The sequence below is a fragment of the Mycobacterium sp. IS-3022 genome, from assembly GCF_001500065.1.
In the GTDB taxonomy this organism is placed as follows: Bacteria; Actinomycetota; Actinomycetes; order Mycobacteriales; family Mycobacteriaceae; genus Mycobacterium.
In genome coordinates this window covers 708,235-726,325 of record NZ_LQIN01000001.1, presented here as the reverse complement: position 1 = coordinate 726,325, position 18,091 = coordinate 708,235, and the positions used below count along the sequence as shown (strand labels likewise).

Here is an 18,091-nt window from a genome sequence, read left to right as displayed (position 1 = left end):
GACCAACCATCAGCGGCGATATGGTGCACCACAACCACCAACACATACTCATCGGCAGCCACCGCGAAAAGCCAAGCCCGCAACGGGATCTCAGCAGCCAAATCAAACCGATGACCCGCCGCCGCGTCCACCGCCTGCGTCAACCGCCCCGCCGGCCAACCCGCAGCATCAACAACCTCAAACCCCAACCCCACCCGCTCAACCGGCACCACCACCTGCCGCGGAACCCCATCAACAGCCGGGAACACCGTGCGCAAACTCTCATGACGACCCACCACATCGCCCAACGCCGCACCCAACGCCCCAACATCAACACGCCCACACAACCGCAACCCAACCGCCATGTTGTAAACCGACCGCTGATGCTGGCCACCATCAAACTGATCGACAAACCACAACCGACTCTGCGCAAACGACAACGGCACCACCGCAGGCCCGTCGCCGGTCACCAACGGCTCGAGCGCACCGGCATCCCGACCGATGCGTGACGCAAACTCGGCGACCGTGGGCGTCTCGAAGACCGCGCGTACCGAGAATTCGGCGTCCAGGCTGGTGTTGATGGCGGCGACCACTCGCATCGCCAACAGCGAATCCCCACCGAACTCGAAGAACGAGTCATCCACACCGACACGCTCGACGCCCAGCACCCGGGCAAAGATGTCGGCCAGCATCTCCTCGACGTGGTTGGCCGGGGCGCGGTAACGGTCGACACCGTGGTACTCCGGAGCCGGCAATGCCCGGCGATCGAGTTTGCCGTTGACCGTCAACGGCAGGGCATCCAAGGCGATCACCGCGGCCGGCACCATGTAGGCCGGTAGCCGCTCGGACAGCGCGCTCCGCACCCCGGACGGGTCGACGGCTCCCGTCACATACCCCACCAGACGCTTGTCACCGGGACGGTCCTCGCGGGCAAGCACCACTGCCTGCTCCACCCCGTCCACCGCGGCAAGCGCCGCCTGCACCTCACCCAACTCGATGCGATACCCGCGGATCTTGACCTGCTCGTCGGCGCGCCCGAGGTACTGCAACTGACCGTCGGCGCCCCAACACACCAAGTCGCCGGTGCGATACATCCGGGCGCCGGCTTCCCCGAATGGGCAAGCCACGAACCGCGATGCCGTCAAACCGCTGCGATGCACATACCCAGATGCCACGCCATGGCCGGCCACGTACAACTCGCCGACCGAACCCGCGGGCACCGGCCGCAACCAGCCATCGAGCACAAACAACGCCGCTCCCGGCACCGGCGAACCGATCGGCGCCCCCGATCCGGCGCTCAACGGCGCACTCATCGCCGCATACACCGTCGCCTCGGTCGGGCCGTAGGCGTTGATCAGCACGCGCCCGGGTAACGCCCAGCGATCGACCACCTCGGCCGGGCATGCCTCACCGGCCACCACCAAGGCCGTCGACTCCAAACCCTGCGGCGAGAGCATGCCCACCGCGGAAGGCGTCTGGCTCAGGACGCTGACGCCCTCGGCAACCAGCAACGCATGCAGGTCATCCGGCGAGCCGACCACCTCTTCGGGCACGACCACCAGCCGCCCACCGTGCAACAACGCCCCGAAGATCTCCCACACCGAGACGTCGAAGGACAAGGAATGCCATTGCGACCACACCGTTCCGGGGCCCGATGTCAGGTTGGCGTCCAACGAGTCGAACAACTGGGTCACGTTGCGGTGGGTGACCGCGACTCCCTTGGGCACCCCGGTGGTGCCCGAGGTGAAGATGAGGTAAGCGACGTCGTCGGCGGTCGGCATCGGCAATGCGACGCTGGGCTGGGTGTCAACAGCGGGGTCGTCAACTTCGATGACCAGCAGACCGGACCCGTCGAGCTGGTCGGCCCACCCGGTCGTGGTGACCGCGGCGATCGGTGCGGCATCGGCAACCATCAACCCGATCCGCACCGCTGGCAGCGCCGGGTCGATCGGCACATACGCCGCCCCCGTCTTCAGCACCGCCAACATCGCCACGATCGCCTCAGCCGACCGGGAGAACAGCAGTGCCACACACTCACCCGGGCCGGCACCCCGCGCGGCCAGCAGGTGCGCCAATCGATTGGCGGACTCGTCGAGCTCGCGGTAGGTCCACGAACGATCCCCGAAACTGACCGCGAGGGCCTCCGGCGTGCGGGCTACCTGGGCGGCGAACGACTCGGGAATCGAAACCGGCGTGGTCGGGTCGGCGGTCAACACCGCCCGGTTGCCCCACCCGTCCAATTGGGCGCGTTCGCCGGCGTCCAGCACGTCCAGCGACGACAACGACCGCGTCGGATCGGCGGTCATCGCCATCAACACTCGCTCTAACCGGCGCGCCAAATCATGGACATCACCATTCGCAGAGAGTGGTCCAGCACCCGCCGTGCTGAGAAACAGCTGATCGTCGATCCTCGTGAAGAGCAGCCCGAACTGATCCACGAGCCCCGAATTGGTCAGGGTCGCCGATGCCGGAGAACCCGCGAGATCCGCCACATATGCAGGCGGGATGAAATTGACCACCACCCGGTTCGGTGTCCGGTATCGCGCCGTGTTCTCGATAGCCTGCACAGGAAAACGCTGATGTTGTAGCGCTGCCCGTAATTGCGCGTCGGCATGTTCACAAAAGCCAGCAACCGAAGTTTCCGGCGAAGTCTTGAACACCAGCGGGACTACCCCGGAAATCATTCCGGGCACCAGTTGTACCTCCGGACGCACACGCCTGCTCACCGGAAAATCGAGCACGACATCCGTACCCTCGACGTCGCACTCACGGACCAGCAATGCACACGCCGCGGTAATCACCGACGAGCGACGCACGCCCAAAGCCTGAGACAATTCCTGGATCTTGGTCACCACGAGTGGGTCCAATTGAACTGGCTCAGAACACTCGTCTGAATCACGCCCACCCGAGGCGGCGGGTGTCAACCGATCGCGCAGTTCGCTTTCGGGCGGTAGGTTTTCGACCCAATAGGCATGATCATTTTCGAAATCGGCGGATGCCTCATATGCCGACTCGCACTCAATCAGGTCACGCAACGAGCCGAAGAAAGCAGGGGAAATCGGCGTGCCGGAGGCAAGCGCATTGTAGATTTCGGCGATTCGGTGACAGAAAAGGCCCAGGCCTATTCCGTCAACCACAATATGGTGGCAGCACGCAAAGAAATAGTATTCGTCTGCCTGCGTCTGCAGCAACGCAAATTTGAACAGCGGGCCGCTGAATTGCATCGGCGTGCGCTGGATCGACGATGCAAGCCGATTCGCTTCACCGGCGGGATCCGGCGAGCCCAGGAGATCGTAACGGGCCAGCTCAACATCGGGATAGTCAACGACCTTCTGAAAAACCTGGCCATTCGCCGGGAAGATGGAAACGCGCAATGGTTCGGCCTCGCGCACCGCTTGGCCGAGCGCCGACTTCCACAATCCAACGTCGAGTGGGCCCGCGATTCGGACAAGTGCGCCTAGCTGCCACTTCGCGCCGAACCGACCTGTTTCCTCCGCAAGCCATATCTGCAGCTGGGCGCGCGTCAGCGGTAGTGCCCGGTTATCCCCCTCTGTCCGATTGCCCCCGAGCGCACGGTTCACTTGTCAGTCAGGCCCCGGTGCCGGCCTCTCGTGCAAACTCCTCGGTGATAGCTCGAACGCCTCGTGCGGTGCGTTTTGGCGAAGGTCGGTCTCAAGCTGTACTGCTCCTCGTCGTAAAGCCACGACTAAAAGATGGCGACTGCCGGGCCTAGTCCTTGCCCAGCGTTCGCCACAGCAATTAGTCGACGTATGTAAGGGACGTTACTAAAGTCCGGACAAGCCTATGCGCGCTTTCGCGAAAGTCAATTACGATTAATTCTGACAGGATCTGCCAGAATTATCTGACAGGTTCTGCCATATTTATGTGGCAGCATCTGCCATTTAATGTGGCAGGCTCTGTCACGATGTGCTGCGCCGTGTGGTTTCGAGGGTCGCATCGTCGCACGCGACCTACAACAAAACGCTTCGGCTTTATGGCGTTTCGCTGAGCGACCAGGACTAAGCACTATGGCGAGGGCCGTCATTGGTCATCGCGAACCGAGGCCGGCGAGCTTCTCGAGAAGATTGGCGGCGGCCGCGACGCTTTCGGCCGATTTGGTCATCTGGGTGGCGATTTCGCGGGCGCGCGTGGCGTATTCCGGGGCGAGGATGGTGCGCAGATCCACCACCAGTGACTCGCGCGTAGTGCGCGACAAGCGGCGGGCGGTGCCCACCTTCAGTCGTTTCACCCGAGAGCCCCAGAGCGTCTGGTCGATGTCGGTCGAAAGGATCAGTGTCGGGACTCCCGCGCGCAGGCCGATCGCCGTGGTCCCGGTTCCACCGTGGTGCACCAAGGCGCGGCAGGCCGGAAAAGCGGCCGCGTAATTCATCGTCTCCACCACCTTGACGTGCTCAGGCGGGGAGACGTCGGCGAAGTCGGAGCCGGCGGAGCACACCAACGCCCGCTCGCCCAGCTGTGCGCAGACCGAGCTGATCATCTCGAGCGTGTCGGCCGGAGACTCCACGCCCACGCTGCCAAAGCCGAAGAAAATGGGCGGCGATCCCGCCGAAATCCACGACGCCACCTCCTCGTCCGCGCCGCCCGGCAAGTCCATCACCAGCGCACCGACAAAAGGCCGCTGACCATCGAACTCGGCCCATTCGGCGGCCAGCCCGCGAAAGCACGCCTCGTCGTAGGCCTGGATTTCAAGCCATCCGTGTTCGGTGATCCGCTGCGGCAAAGGGCCGGTGGCCTTGGGCAGGCCCAGTTCGCGGCGCTGTGTGTCGTCGAGCTTCTTGGCCGCGCGCCATCCCAGCCACTCGTAGACCTTCATCGTTGAGCGGCCCAACGTCGCCGGCAGGAACGACAGGAAGTGGCTGCTGGCCCGCATCGGAAAGAGATGCACGGTGGCCAGCGGAATGCCGTAGCGCTCCGCGACATTGGCGGCGGGTTGCTCGAAGTTCACGCCGGTGACCAACACGTCGGCCCAGTCCGCCAGTGCTGTCAGCGTGGCGCCGATCTCGTCCCAGCGCTGGATAACGGGATTCGCGATTTCGCGCCGCATCTGGATCAGCTGCCGGACTTTCCAGAAGTTGCGGAAGAAGTACGTCCAAAATTCGCGGTGCGCTCCCAGAATGGCCTGCACATCCGGTCCGTACGGGACCGCCGCCAGCCCGACCGATTCGACGAAGCCCACCAGATCAGGCGGGGCGGCCACCCGCACGTCATGGCCCCGACGCTGCAACTCTCGGCCGATGGCGACGCAAGGCTCGACATCGCCACGACTTCCATAGGACGCCAACGCGAACTTCATCGCGGATCCTCGCCTCTCAGCTTCGGCCCCCCGTTCAGCGGCCGAAGTTTAACCGATCGCCGCTCCCGATCAGCCGATACGTCGCGTGCGAGCGAAGTTCTCCATCAGATCAGCGGCGGCCGTGACGCTTTCGGCGGGTTTGCTCATCCGAGTCGCGAGTTCGCGGGCCCGCGCGACACATTCCGGGGCGAGGATCGTGCGCAGGTCTGCGACGAGCGATTCCCGCGTGGTGGCCGAAAAGCGCCGTGCGGTACCCACTTTGAGTTGCTTGATCCGAGACCCCCAGACCGTCTGATCGCCCCACGTAGAAAGGACCAACGTGGGGACTGCACTGCGGAGTCCGACGGCCGTGGTCCCCGCGCCACCGTGGTGCACTACAGCGCGGCAGGCGGGAAAGGTGGCGGCGTATGAGATCACGCCGACGACCTTGACATGGTCCGAATGTGACACCTGGCTGAAGTCGGTGTCGCCGGAGCAGATCAGGGCCCGTTCGCCCAACTCCGCACACGCCTCGCTGATCATGGCAACCGTCTCGGCGGGAGACTTGACCAGCGTGCTGCCGAAGCCGAACAGAATCGGCGGTGTTCCCGCGGCAATCCACGAGGCGACCTCCTCGTCTGCATCCGTCGCCAACTCCGTGGTCAACGCGCCGACGAAGGGACGTTGGCCGCCGAATTTCGCCCATTCGGCCGCGAGCCCGGGAAAACACGCCTCGTCGTAGGCCTGGATTTCCAGCGATCCGCGCTCGGCGATCCGTCGCGACGCGGGCCCCATCGCCTTCGGCAATCCCAGTTCGCGGCGCTGTGCATCCTCGAGCTTTTTCATGGCAGGCCAACCCAGCCACTCGGACACCGTCATCGCCGAGCGCGCCAGTGGCCCCGGCAGGACCGGAACGAGCTGGCCGTTGGCCCGCATCGGGAAGGTGTGCAGCGTGGCCAACGGAATGTCGTAGTACTCAGCGATGTTGGCGCCGACCTGCTCGCCGATCACCACCGTGAGCAGCAGGTCGGCACCGTCCGCCAGCGACATCAGCGTCGTGCGGGCGTCTTGCCAGCACTGGTCGAACAGCGCTCGATCTCGGCGGACCAACCTGAGCAGCTCCGGAACCTTCCAGAACTTGCGGAACATATGCGTCACCACGTCGCGGTGCAGGTCCTGCCACTCCCGCGCGTCCGGTCCATAAGCGACCGCCGGGAGCCCGACCGATTCGGCGAAGCCAACGAGATCAGGCGCTACTGCCGTGCGCACATCGTGCCCTCTGCGCAGCAGCTCACGGCCAACGGCGGCGCAGGGCTCGACATCACCGCGAGTTCCATAGCACGCCAGCACGAACTTCATCGCAGGTCTTGGCCTTTCACTATTCCGCGCGTTTTCTCGCCCGAGTCTTCGCACGATACGTCACTGGGATTGACGACAAGGCCAGGTTCGTCACTGATACTTGTTCGGCACCGCTCCGATATACGTGCCGGTGAGCGAGAAGTCATTCAGGGCGGCCGAAAGGTCTTGCCGCAAGGCTTCATTCGAGTTGGTATAGCCCGGCTGATAAGCGGTGACCGTGACAGAGACCCGCCCCTGCGCAGTGGCCGACAACACGTACAGCACTCCGCCCATGCTGTCCATCGACGCTTTGGTCACGGTCGGATAGGAAACCCTCGCGCCGAACAGGTCGGCGTCCGTGCCGTCTGGCCGGATGACGGCCGGTTCGACCGGACCCAGGCTGGATGAGACGACGGTGTTGTCGAAGAGCCTGACGAGTCGCTTGGGCAACAGACCCAGCAGCGGAACGAAGGACATCACCGCCCGCTCGTCGTCGCGCATCTCCTGGTGGCTGGCCATCGCTCGTTTGACTGCGGCCCGGATCTCGCGCAGGTCGGTCGTCGCAGAAGCGGGGTCGACGGTGACCGTGAGGCTGCTGATCGCGTTGGCGCGCGTGTCACCGGCGACGCGCTCATTGACGAGCACCTTCATGAGGGCCGATCCGTCCGCGGTGACCCGTCCCATTCGCTGGGCCAGATGGGCCGCCAATCCCGCAAGCAGCACACTGCTGGTTCCGCCCAGTGCGCGGGCGCGAGCGTCCCACTCGCCGGCATCGACGAAAATCGTTGCCACTGAGGGCGTGAGCGGTTCGTCGGCCCCAGTGCGCAGCCGAAGTGGTCTGCTGGCCGACGCGGCTCCGGCAGCCTCGCGGCGGGCTCGCCGGGCCAGCCGTACCGCGGCCGCGGCGCCGCGGCCGAGAGCGGGAATGTCGCGCACGGTTTGACGGACGTCCTCGCGCAGGGCCTGCCACCGCCGGCGGGATCCAGCAGCAGGCCAGCTGATCGGGGCATCGCGGCCTTCCGCCGCATCCGCAATCGCCGTGAAAAGCCCGATTCCGTCGGTGATGCAGTGCGAGATGACCATACTCACCGCCGCCCCGCCGTCGGTGAAGGGCAGCACCGCAAGATGCCATCCGGGTCCATGCTCGGGATCGATTCCAGTGGTGGCCTGCTCCTCGAACCAGGCGTCGAGTTCTTCACGCGGGCGAGGCGTCGCGACAATCTCGATGTCTGAGGGACCCTCGGCTGATACCCAGCGGTGGCGTCCGAACGGCAGCGGTGACGGTTGGATGCGGCGCGCCAACAATCCCTGCTGAAGATGGTGCTGGAACTTTCGCAGACCCTCGATGTCGACCGGGCGGTTGTACACCCAGAATGGATGCGGGATCGAGGCGACTCTTGTCGCTCGCTCAGCGTCAAACGTGAACTGGTCGAGCGGATCGAGTACGTTGTCCATCGTCGTACCGTACTTGCGCCGACCTACTTCGACGCGATACTCCACCGCCCTCTCGTAAGTCAACCGCGCATCAGAGGGAATTTCGATGACGAGAACGCCGCGCCCTAGACTCCATCGCAGCGTGCTGCGCTACGCCAGACCACCGGCATCCGGACACCGCGAATGACAGGCTGCTCATTGTGAAAGTCATTCTGAAGTTCTCCCCCATCGCTCGGCGCAATCGTTACGGGGGCGTACGCAGAATGTTGAGGGCGCTGGGGCGCGATCTTGCTTCAGAGATCACGTGGTCGACCTTGGACACCGAGCTTCACGGTGAGACGACGGAGGTAACCGACCGCACTCCGAGAGTTCACAAGTTGCGGCACTACCTGCCGATCTGCGGGGGTACGGACATCCGAACCAGGCCGATCCGGATGTTGGAGATCGGCAACTTCTATGTCGACTCGCTGCAGAGGTGGCAGGAATACCTTCACCCCGAGTCGCTCATCGTCGGAGTTGACGTTGATTCAAAACTGGTGAAAATCGTCGATTCAGCAAGCGCACACGTTCGGATCGGCGATGGGCAGAAGGTTTCTCTGCTGAGAGAAGTGGCTGCAGAATTCGGCCCGTTCGACGTCATTATCGATGCCGGCAGTCAAACGAGCTCCCGAATGGTGGACTCCTTCCACAACCTGTTCGAAAATGCGTTGAGCGACAGGGGCGTTTACATTTCGGAAGACGTTTATTTCGACTTTTGGACGTTGTACAACAGCTTTTCGTTCACCGATCTCGTCCATGCGTTGATCGACGCCGTCCGCGGCCACTATCAAGTCGCCGCGGACATAGCCAACTTCAAAGCTGGTCACCTTGTCGTTGCGCGCCGTGCCACCGTAAATCTGCCGCAGCGCACCTGTCGGCCCTGAGGTGAATCATTATGTTCCCGTCGACCCAACCAAGCGTTGCCCGCATGGTCAAGAATTGCCTTTGGTATACTGCGGTGCCCAAAAGTACCCTAGACGCGGAAAGATATCGCAAAGTGGCAGCCGTCGACTCTTGTAGTATCGCGGACCGAGAATTGCTGGAATACCGCGCGCGCATCGTCGAAAGTAGCGGGTCCGAAATCGCCGGGAGCCAATCCGCAGGGCCTGATTCACGCCCATGATCGACAGGTACTGCATCAGCCATAAGAGGCCATTACTGCCCGAGAGCTGGTATGACCATTGCATCGCACTCGGGGATTTTCAACCTGACTCTGTATTTCACGTAAGCCAACTTGATCGGTTTTGGCACGAGGCTAGACCGATTGCATATGGCGCCGCAGGAACATACGTCGTGCCGATCGCGGTCGAGAGGTTCTCTGGCGACGCTGAGTTCATTGAAATCTCCAATTACAGGAAGAGGATCCTGCCTTCCCCAGAGGGAACAGAGGCCTACAAATACCCGACTCTCAGGGAGTTGCACCTCGAGAATTTTGGCAAGACAGCCGAGCTATCGGTATTCATTCCCAGGCCTGAACTTGAATTCCTGATCGCGCAGCCGCTACACGTCAAGAAATCGATATTCGGTCACTACAAAGCCGTTCATCACCGGCGCGATATTCTCGATTACACGTCCCTCGCGGTCGAGATGGACCTACTCGATTCCGAGTCCGCGTCGGAATTCTTGGCGGCAAAACATTTCATTCCCGGCGGCATTGAACTCGGCATCTATCCCAAGGCGTGGTTAGTGCAAGCGTTGTCGAGTATCGAACTTCTGGGTAGGGAATTTCTGAATCGATACGGCAGTCGGGTGAAAAAATACAACGCTTTCCAGATAAGGGCGGTCGGATTTCTCTCGGAGAGACTGGGATCTTTCATTCTGATTCGCCACCTTGTCGAAAAGTATTCGAACAACATTCCGGCAGAAATCTTTGGGCATATGACTGTGATAGTAGAGGGCGACTCGAGGTACTCCGCCGGATTAACAGAGCGGCCGAAGAACGGGTTGGATTCGCATGATCATGGGCAAGCCCGGTGAAAGCAGTAATACTGGCCGGCGGTATGGGGACTCGCCTCAGCGAAGAAACCGCCATCCGCCCCAAACCGATGGTGGAGATCGGCGGGCGGCCGATCCTGTGGCATATCATGAAACTCTACTCTCACCACGGTATTCATGATTTCATCGTTTGCTGTGGCTATAAAGGTTACGTCATCAAGGAATATTTCGCGAACTATTTCCTGCACATGTCGGACGTGACTTTTGATATGTCCCTCAACAAGATGGAAGTGCATCGGCACGACGCGGAACCCTGGCGGGTGACGCTGGTGGATACCGGTGACGACACGCTGACCGGGGGACGCCTCAAGCGCGTGGCCTCCTACATCCAGGACGACGAGGCTTTCTGCTTTACCTACGGTGACGGGCTCAGCGACGTGAACATCGGCGCGAGCATCGACTTCCATCGTCAGCACGGCCGCCACGCCACGGTCACGGCGGTGCTTCCGCCGGGGCGCTACGGGGCTGTCGAGTGCGAGGGCGACCGGGTCGCGCGCTTTGTCGAGAAGCCACGTGGCGATGGCGGCCTCATCAACGGCGGATTTTTCGTCCTGTCGCCCGCGGTGCTCGATTACATTGACGGCGACCAGACCTCTTGGGAGGGGCCGCCTTTGGCCCGCCTGGCCGCCGACGGCGAAGTGATGGCCTTCGTGCATTCCGGCTTCTGGCAGCCGATGGACACGCTTCGAGACAAGAACCTGCTCGAAGATCTGTGGAGTAGCAGCGAAGCGCCCTGGAAATGCTGGCGTTGAACGCTTTCGGAACCGCTTATCGCGAACGCCGGGTCCTGGTCACTGGCCATACGGGCTTCAAGGGCAGTTGGTTGTGTCTGTGGCTGCACGCGCTCGGCGCTCACGTCACCGGCCTGGCTTTGGACCCACCGTCGGAGCCCAGCCATTGGGATCTGTTGAAGCTGTCCATCGACGATCATCGCATCGACATTCGCGACGAAGTGGCAGTCCGTAGGGTTCTCGTCGCGGAGCGGCCGGAGATCGTTTTCCACTTGGCTGCCCAGCCGCTGGTCCGTCGTTCCTACCGCGAGCCAGTCACCACTTGGGCCACCAATGTGATGGGCACGGTGCATGTGCTCGAGGCCGCCCAGCACACGCCAGATGTGCGTGCCGTGGTGGTTGTCACGACCGACAAGTGCTATGAGAATCGCGAATGGCCTTGGGCCTACCGAGAACAAGACCGGCTCGGAGGCCACGACCCCTACAGCGCGTCGAAGGCCGGCGCCGAGTTGGTGGCCGCGAGCTACCGAACCGCGCTGTCGCAACGCCCGTCGGCGCCGCTGGTCGCAACCGCTCGAGGCGGCAACGTGATCGGCGGCGGCGACTGGTCTGAGGACCGGCTGATTCCCGACCTGGTACGTTCGCTACTCGCCAACGAACCACTGGTCATCCGGTCGCCGCACGCCACGCGCCCCTGGCAACACGTGCTGGATTGCCTCAGCGGCTATCTACTACTGGGTGAGCGGCTGCTGGCCGGCGACACCACTTGTGCCGATGCTTGGAACTTCGGCCCCGATGGGGACGGAAACCGTACGGTCGAGCTGGTGCTCCGAGACCTTGCTTGCACGTGGCCACAGCTGCGGTGGCAGGTCTCATCCGATCCCCAACCACACGAGGCGGGCTTGCTCCAACTCGACAGCGCCAAGGCGAAGATGCACCTGGGATGGCGTCCCGTCTGGAATATCGAGACGGCGATCCACCGCACGGCCGACTGGTATCACCGATTGCTGGAAGGCGGTGAAGTGTCGAGCGCCGACGAACTGGCCGCCTATGTCGCCGATGCCGCCAACGCAGGCCTGAACTGGGCGAGAGTATGAAGATCGTCGACACCCCGCTGGCCGATCTGAAGATCGTCCAGTCGTTGTGTCACCGGGACAGTCGCGGCACCTTCGTCCGCCTGTTCTGCGCCGAGGAACTTCAGCCCTTGCTGGGCGACCGCCAGATCGCGCAGATCAACCACTCCACAACCAGCGATGCCGGCGCCGTGCGCGGCCTGCACTTCCAAAGGCCACCACACGCGGAAATGAAGATGGTCCGGTGCCTGCGCGGCCGAGTCTGGGATGTCGCGGTGGATCTGCGCTCCGGTTCGCCCACGTTCTTGCAGTGGCACGCCGAGGAATTGGCGCAGGATGACGCGAAAATGCTGGTGATCCCAGAAGGTTTCGCCCACGGCTTTCAGGCCTTGGAGCCCGCGAGCGAACTGCTGTACCTGCACACCGCTTTCTACCACCCGCCTTCCGAAGGCGGCCTTCGTCACGACGACCCACGACTCGCCATCACCTGGCCACTGCCGCCGCAGGATCTGTCACCTCGTGACCTGGCCCATCCACTGCTGAGCGCCGATTTCACCGCAATTGCGTTATGAAGTGCCGACATTGCGGTGTGCCCTTGGACCACAGCCTCATCGATCTCAGGCCACCCGTCTCAAATACCCGTCCGGCGCCACGGTTATCGCCAGCTTGTGCTGAATGCTCTTGTCGATCTCGAACTCCGGGTGGGTCTTGAGGAATTCCCGCACGGCGGTCTTGGGGTTGTCGCCGGGGCCCCATGGGCGGTCGGGAAAGGTGTTGGCGGGCAAGTCATCAACGTAGGTGTCGAAGGCCACGCAGTAGCTGCCCACGGAGGTCAGCGGGGCATAGGCCTCGAGTTCGGCCAGCACGTGCTCATGGGTGTGGTTGCTGTCCAGACACACCAGGACGTGCTGGTGGCCGGCGGCTATCTCGCGCACCTGCGCCACCACCTCGGGCGCGATGCTCGAGCCCTCGATCATCTGGATGCGGGAGGCCATGGGGTGCGCGTCGATGGCTGCACGGTTGTGCGCCCGGATGTCGATATCGATGCCCAGCACTTTGCGATTTGACTTGGTCGGATCGAGCGTGACACCGGAGTTTATGGCGTCAGCCATGTCCAGCAGCGCCAGCATGGACGCGCTGAAGATGATCGATCCGCCGTGGGCGATGCCCGTCTCGATGATCAGGTCCGGACGGACGCGCCAGATCAACTCCTGCATGGCGAAAACGTCCTGGGGATACTGGATGATCGGCCGCGACATCCAGAAAAAGTTGTACGAATACTTGGAAAGCGCCGAGGTATGGATGAATTCGGCCGCCTGCGCTTGCAGGCGGTCGTTGCGTGACATGGCGTCGATCCGGTCTACGACTTCATCTTCGAAATCAGTCACGGCCGACTCCGATCGAACTGGATTGGTCTCTCGTCACGTCGCACTCTCCTCCGGACCCATCGCGACCGCATTCCGTACGCCGATGGCCCGCGGTGGGTCAAAGATGTTCTCCGGCCGTGCCCCAAAACGTAATAGGTCGCGCCGACCGTACTCGTCGGCGATACGTTCGGCGAGTTGTCTAACGGTCACCGCTTCGCCAGAGCAGATGTTCACCGCACCCTCCTGCTGCCCCAGCGCAACATCGGCGATCATCCCGGCGGCGTCCTTCACATCGAGGTAATCACGTTCCTGATCGCCGCGCGTGAGGAGCACTTCCTCCCCCGCCCCCAATTGCCTGCGAATGTATGAAACCAGGCCCCGCTCATCTGCATCCAAACCTCCTCCATACACGTTGAAGATCCGACACCAGGCGAAGCTGACGCCCGTGGTGCCAAGAAAACACCGCAGCACGTGGAAGGCTGACGCCTTGCATGCGCCGTACAGAGTATTCGGCGCCAATGGGGTATCGGTCGCCATCAGGTCTGCGGAAGGGTCGTACTCCGCGAACGTTCCGACACCAACGAATCGCTTGCCCGCGACTGCGGCGAACGCGGACGCCAGTTCTAGCGTGCCGGTAAGGCAGGCAAGGTTGCGCGGCGACGTGTAATGATCTGGCTCCCCATGCCAAGCCGCATGCACCAAGGTTTCCGACCCCTCGAGCAATTCTTCCAATCGGCCGGTTGTTTCTGCGAACAAATCGGACGTCTGCATGACCTCCAACTGTCCACGCGCCGGGACATCAGGGAGACGAGACGGATCGCGCACCAGCACCCGCACCGAGCAGCCCCGCTCGACAAGATCGCGCAGGATCCGCCTTCCGACAAATCCCGTCGCTCCGGTCAAGGTAACCGTCATAGGGCCTCAGCTTCCGTCGTCCGGGTCGGATTCTGCTCGACGAACGCGCGTGTTGCCTCCGCTTTGCCGTGCGAGACCGATCACGCACACCTCACCGAAGACAGGCGCAGAACGGGTCTCGTGAATACTCGGGCGGCTACCCTGGCACAATCGCCGAAGTGACCGCCCGTGATCGTCGGAGCCATGAGGGTGGACCGCTTCGACCACACGAGTTGGCGCATGCGGCGGTCATGGGTGGACTCTCTGCGGTCATCGTGATCATAGCCGTGGTGATCCCGTTCGCTAAGTCCTTGGGCGTGCTGGGCATCGCGCTACCGGCGCTGCTGGCCTACCGCTTCCGCCTCCGGACGGTGGTCGCCGCAACGGTTGCTGGTGGCGTGATCACCTTCTTGATCACCGGGCTGGGCGGCTTTTTTGCGATTCTGAACTGCGCCAGCGTCGGCGGGTTGGCCGGATTCGTCAAACGCAAGAGGCGGGGCACACCAACGCTGCTTGTCCTGTCTTTGTTCATCGGGGTGATCAACGCCGCTTTCTGGGTCGGCGTCTTTGCGGTGTCGACGCAATTGCGGCAGCTGATGTTCGTGGTGATCACCGCGACCGTGGACGGCATCGCGGCATTCCTGTCGTGGGTGCACCTGCAGGGGCTCGGCGCCGCTATGCAGCGGTACCTGGCCGAGGGGCTGCACCACTGGCCGTTGCTGCTCTTCGGCTATCTCGTCCTCGGGTCTGCAATCGCGTGTTTCATCGCTTGGTCGGTGCTGTCGAGGCTGTTGGACCGGCTACGCGACATCATCCCCAGGGGCTACGAACTGGACGCTGCGGATCTCAGCACGCCCGCATCCGAGGATGTTCCGATCGCGCCGGTGCCGGTGCGGTTGGACAAGGTGCGGTTCCGCTACCCGGGCGCCGCGAAAGACGCGCTCTGCGACGTCAGCCTGGACGTGCGGCCCGGCGAACACGTCGCCATCACCGGCGCGAACGGTTCCGGCAAGACCACGTTGATGCAGATCCTGGCCGGCCGAGAACCGACGTCGGGTTCGGTGGACCGGCCCGGCGCGGTGGGTCTCGGCCAGATGGGCGGCACCGCGCTGGTTTTGCAGCACGCGAAAAGCCAAGTCCTGGGCACAAGGGTCGTCGACGATGTGGTCTGGGGACTACCGCCGGGTACCGATGTCGATGTCGTCCGGTTGCTCAGGGAGGTCGGCCTCGAGGGTTTCGCCGAACACGAGACCGGCAGCCTGTCCGGTGGGGAACTGCAGCGCCTTGCGTTGGCAGCGGCGCTGGCCCGGGAACCGGCGCTCCTGATCGCCGACGAGGTCACAGCCATGGTTGACCAACCGGGTCGCGACGCGCTGCTGCGTGTGCTCTCGGGTCTCACCACACGGCACCGGACTGCTCTGGTGCACATCACCCACGACGACAATGCGGCCGCGTGCGCCGACCGGACGGTCAACCTCAGCGATTCACTGGATGACACCAACGAGGCCGAGACCGCCGTGACGACCGCAGTGCCGACCATTGCGGTCAAGAACCGCTCGAACAAACCGGTACTGGAACTCGTCGATGTCGGGCACGAATACGGCGGTGGCACACCGTGGGCCAAGACCGCCCTGCGCGATGTCAACTTCGTGGTGGAGCAAGGAGAGGGGGTCTTGATCCACGGTGGGAACGGCTCGGGTAAGTCGACGCTGGCGTGGATCATGGCCGGGCTGACGATTCCCACCGCCGGCGCCTGCCTGATCGATGGCGAGCCCGCCTATGAGCATGTCGGCGCGGTGGCGTTGTCGTTCCAAGCGGCCCGGCTCCAGTTGATGCGCAGCTTCGTCGGCCTGGAAGTGGCGTCCGCAGCAGGCTTTTCGCATCACGACGAAGACCGCGTGGCGGCGGCGCTGGAGTCCGTCGGGCTGGGGCCCGCGTTCGCCGATCGGCGCATCGACCAGCTCAGCGGGGGCCAAATGCGCCGTGTGGTCCTTGCCGGGCTGTTGGCGCGATCACCGAGAGCGTTGATTCTCGACGAGCCGCTGGCAGGCCTGGACACGATCGGCCAACGCGGCCTTCTGCACCTGCTGGCCAGCCTGCGCCGTGAGCAGGGTCTGACGGTGGTGGCCGTTTCGCATGACTCCGTCGGGCTGGAGGACATCTGCCCGCGGACCCTGCATTTGCGCAATGGCGTGCTGGAAACGGCCCCGTCTGTGGCGGAGAGTGGGCTGTGACGGCAACCTCCTCTGGGCGCGGCCCGACCAGGCGCTCTCCTCGTCGGGGTCTGTTACTGGTTCCGGTGCCCGGAACCTCGCCGATCCACGAGTTGTGGGCGGGCACCAAACTGCTTGTTGTCCTTTGGTTTTCGGTGCTGCTCTGGTTTTATCCCGGTTGGGTGATGATCGGGGTGGTGTGGCTTCTGGTGCTGGCCGCGGCCCGGATCGCTCGCGTTCCGCGTGGCGCACTGCCGTCGCGGCCACGTCGGCTGTGGATTCTGATCGCGGTGGCCGTTGTGTTTGCGACGCTGGCCGGCGGGAGTCCGGTGATCTCGGTGGGTGGAGTCGACATCGCAGTCGGTGGTGCGTTGTACGCCCTGCGGGCCGCCCTGCTGGCGTTCGGTCTGATTGGGCTGGCGGCGATGGTGTCCTGGACCACCAATGTCGCCGAAATCGTCCCTGCAATAACGACATTGGCCCGCCCGTTCACCTATGTGCGAATCCCCGTGCGCGAATGGGCGGTGGCCTTGGCGCTCGGGCTGCGCGCCTTCCCGATGCTGATCGACGAGTTTCAGACCCTCTATGCAGCCCATCGGTTACGGTCCAGGCAGCCGCAGCCAAATCGTAAGGTCCGTCGTCGACAGCAGGCACGCGACGTGATCGACCTGATCGCTGCGGCCCTGGCCATGACCATGCGACGCGCCGACGAAATGGGCGACGCGATCACCGCTCGCGGCGGCACCGGGCAGTTCTCTGCCGCGCCGGCGCGGCCGAAACCAGCGGACTGGGTGACCCTCGCGGTTGCTGCTGTGGCCGGCGGTAGCGCGGTCGCGGTCGAGACCATTCTCCACATCAGCCACTAGCAGAGCGCGGCTCGGCCCCTGACCGGTGTCCTCGTGCGCCCTTCGTCTGAGGTGGAACGCTCAACAAGGTAGCGTTCCCCGCCGTGTGGAGTTCGCTGCTGGGGTTGGCGTTTCTGGTGGCGATCAATCCGGTGCTTCTCGCGGTCATCCTCCTGATGATCTCCCGGCCGCGGCCCGTGCGAAATCTGCTGGCCTACTGGGTCGGCGGCATGATCGTGTATCTCTGTAGCCTGCTGATTCCGCTGATGGTGCTGCACCTGATACCGGCGTTTGCGTCCTTTTCGCACGAGATGACCGTGCCGGCCACGTCGGCGAGCGCCACCGCCCGGCACATTCAGCTCGGCACGGGAATGCTCATGCTCCTGATCGCAGCGGTGATCACTGTGCGCTCCTTCGCGCGTGAGCGGGCATCCGTGCCGACGCCGGACGGCAACACACCCACCGCAACGTCACCGCTGGGTCCGCTGGGGGCTGCGGCAGATGACGACGGATCGGCGATCCGGCGGTTCCTCGGCCGCCTCCAAAATGCGTGGGACAACGGATCCTTGTGGGTCGCGTTCGTGTTCGGCCTCCTCGGGTTGCCGCCACCCCTTCTGGTGCTGTTCGTAGGTGCCACCATCGTGGGCTCGGGAGCCGCGCTCGGCACGCAGGTCTTCGCCGTCGTCGTGTTCGTCGTCGCGGTGTTTTCGGTTGTCGAGATCGCTCTGCTCAGTTATCTGTTCGCGCCGGCGAGAACACAAGCGGTACTGCAACCGCTGCATGACTGGGCGCTGGCTCACCGTCGGCATGTCCTGGTAGCCATCTTCACGCTGGTCGGGCTTTTTTCGGTGGCCAAGGGCATCGGCATCTTCTGAGCTCGCGGCTATGAG

General features: G+C 63.4%; 14 protein-coding genes and 1 pseudogene. 9 read left to right on the top strand and 6 right to left on the bottom strand.

Features of this window, described 5'->3' with window-relative positions:
• From AU188_RS03280 to AU188_RS03265, 4 genes are all read right to left on the bottom strand, one after another.
• Positions 1–3,560, bottom strand: a 3,560-nt coding sequence (locus AU188_RS03280) for a non-ribosomal peptide synthetase (protein ID WP_156426550.1), incomplete at its 3' end; no start/stop codon positions are given.
• A 467-nt stretch (positions 3,561–4,027) separates the two neighbouring features.
• Positions 4,028–5,293: a glycosyltransferase gene (locus tag AU188_RS03275; protein WP_059162213.1), complete on the bottom strand. Its 1,266-nt coding sequence runs from the start codon at positions 5,291–5,293 to the stop codon at positions 4,028–4,030.
• Positions 5,294–5,362: 69 nt separating this feature from the next.
• On the bottom strand, positions 5,363–6,631 hold the full coding sequence (locus AU188_RS03270) for a glycosyltransferase (RefSeq protein WP_059162212.1): 1,269 nt from the start codon (positions 6,629–6,631) through the stop codon (positions 5,363–5,365).
• A 90-nt stretch (positions 6,632–6,721) separates the two neighbouring features.
• Complete coding sequence (locus AU188_RS03265; protein WP_059162304.1) at positions 6,722–8,065, bottom strand: hypothetical protein; 1,344 nt, start codon at positions 8,063–8,065, stop codon at positions 6,722–6,724.
• A gap of 179 nt (positions 8,066–8,244) precedes the next feature.
• Here AU188_RS03265 and AU188_RS03260 point away from each other — a divergent pair, with 179 nt between their 5' ends.
• The 5 genes from AU188_RS03260 (at position 8,245) to AU188_RS03240 (ending at position 12,454) form a co-directional block, all read left to right on the top strand.
• A complete protein-coding gene (locus AU188_RS03260) occupies positions 8,245–8,967 on the top strand; it encodes a class I SAM-dependent methyltransferase (protein WP_156426549.1) in 723 nt (240 codons plus the stop codon).
• A gap of 409 nt (positions 8,968–9,376) precedes the next feature.
• Complete coding sequence (locus AU188_RS03255; RefSeq protein ID WP_059162210.1) at positions 9,377–10,060, top strand: hypothetical protein; 684 nt, start codon at positions 9,377–9,379, stop codon at positions 10,058–10,060.
• On the top strand, positions 10,057–10,830 hold the full coding sequence (rfbF, locus tag AU188_RS03250; RefSeq protein WP_059162209.1) for a glucose-1-phosphate cytidylyltransferase: 774 nt from the start codon (positions 10,057–10,059) through the stop codon (positions 10,828–10,830). Before AU188_RS03255 ends, rfbF begins: the two co-directional genes overlap by 4 nt.
• Positions 10,818–11,906, top strand: coding sequence for a CDP-glucose 4,6-dehydratase (gene rfbG / locus AU188_RS03245; RefSeq protein ID WP_286137260.1), 1,089 nt, complete (start codon positions 10,818–10,820; stop codon positions 11,904–11,906). The genes rfbF and rfbG overlap by 13 nt, the downstream gene beginning before the upstream one ends.
• Entirely contained in the window at positions 11,903–12,454 is a 552-nt protein-coding gene (locus AU188_RS03240; protein ID WP_059162207.1) for a dTDP-4-dehydrorhamnose 3,5-epimerase family protein, read from the top strand. The genes rfbG and AU188_RS03240 overlap by 4 nt, the downstream gene beginning before the upstream one ends.
• Positions 12,455–12,499: 45 nt before the next feature.
• On the opposite strand, the gene AU188_RS03235 is transcribed toward AU188_RS03240, so the two are convergent.
• Complete coding sequence (locus AU188_RS03235; RefSeq protein ID WP_059162206.1) at positions 12,500–13,270, bottom strand: cephalosporin hydroxylase family protein; 771 nt, start codon at positions 13,268–13,270, stop codon at positions 12,500–12,502.
• Between the two features lie 33 nt (positions 13,271–13,303).
• Positions 13,304–14,164, bottom strand: coding sequence for an NAD-dependent epimerase/dehydratase family protein (locus AU188_RS03230; protein WP_059162205.1), 861 nt, complete (start codon positions 14,162–14,164; stop codon positions 13,304–13,306).
• 944 nt (positions 14,165–15,108) lie between these two features.
• On the opposite strand from AU188_RS03230, the pseudogene AU188_RS26025 reads away from it, so the two are divergent.
• The 4 genes and pseudogenes from AU188_RS26025 to AU188_RS03215 form a co-directional block, all read left to right on the top strand.
• Positions 15,109–15,429, top strand: a pseudogene (locus AU188_RS26025) (ATP-binding cassette domain-containing protein); the annotation flags it as partial.
• A 60-nt stretch (positions 15,430–15,489) separates the two neighbouring features.
• Entirely contained in the window at positions 15,490–16,377 is an 888-nt protein-coding gene (locus AU188_RS26020) for an ABC transporter ATP-binding protein (RefSeq protein WP_502687581.1), read from the top strand.
• Entirely contained in the window at positions 16,374–17,222 is an 849-nt protein-coding gene (locus tag AU188_RS03220) for a CbiQ family ECF transporter T component (protein ID WP_059162203.1), read from the top strand. The genes AU188_RS26020 and AU188_RS03220 overlap by 4 nt, the downstream gene beginning before the upstream one ends.
• Before the next feature lie 83 nt (positions 17,223–17,305).
• Entirely contained in the window at positions 17,306–18,076 is a 771-nt protein-coding gene (locus tag AU188_RS03215; RefSeq protein WP_059162202.1) for a GAP family protein, read from the top strand.
• The last annotated feature ends 15 nt before the right edge of the window (positions 18,077–18,091 follow it).

What these genes read in the sequence shown, in the direction of transcription:
- AU188_RS03275 (WP_059162213.1), bottom strand. Translation starts at nt 5,293, where the DNA reads ATGAAGTTCGCGTTGGCGTCCTATGGAAGTCGTGGCGATGTCGAGCCT.
- AU188_RS03270 (WP_059162212.1), bottom strand. Translation starts at nt 6,631, where the DNA reads ATGAAGTTCGTGCTGGCGTGCTATGGAACTCGCGGTGATGTCGAGCCC.
- AU188_RS03265 (WP_059162304.1), bottom strand. Translation starts at nt 8,065, where the DNA reads ATGGACAACGTACTCGATCCGCTCGACCAGTTCACGTTTGACGCTGAG.
- rfbG (WP_286137260.1), top strand. Translation starts at nt 10,818, where the DNA reads ATGCTGGCGTTGAACGCTTTCGGAACCGCTTATCGCGAACGCCGGGTC.
- AU188_RS03240 (WP_059162207.1), top strand. Translation starts at nt 11,903, where the DNA reads ATGAAGATCGTCGACACCCCGCTGGCCGATCTGAAGATCGTCCAGTCG.
- AU188_RS03230 (WP_059162205.1), bottom strand. Translation starts at nt 14,164, where the DNA reads ATGACGGTTACCTTGACCGGAGCGACGGGATTTGTCGGAAGGCGGATC.
- AU188_RS26020 (WP_502687581.1), top strand. Translation starts at nt 15,490, where the DNA reads ATGGTTGACCAACCGGGTCGCGACGCGCTGCTGCGTGTGCTCTCGGGT.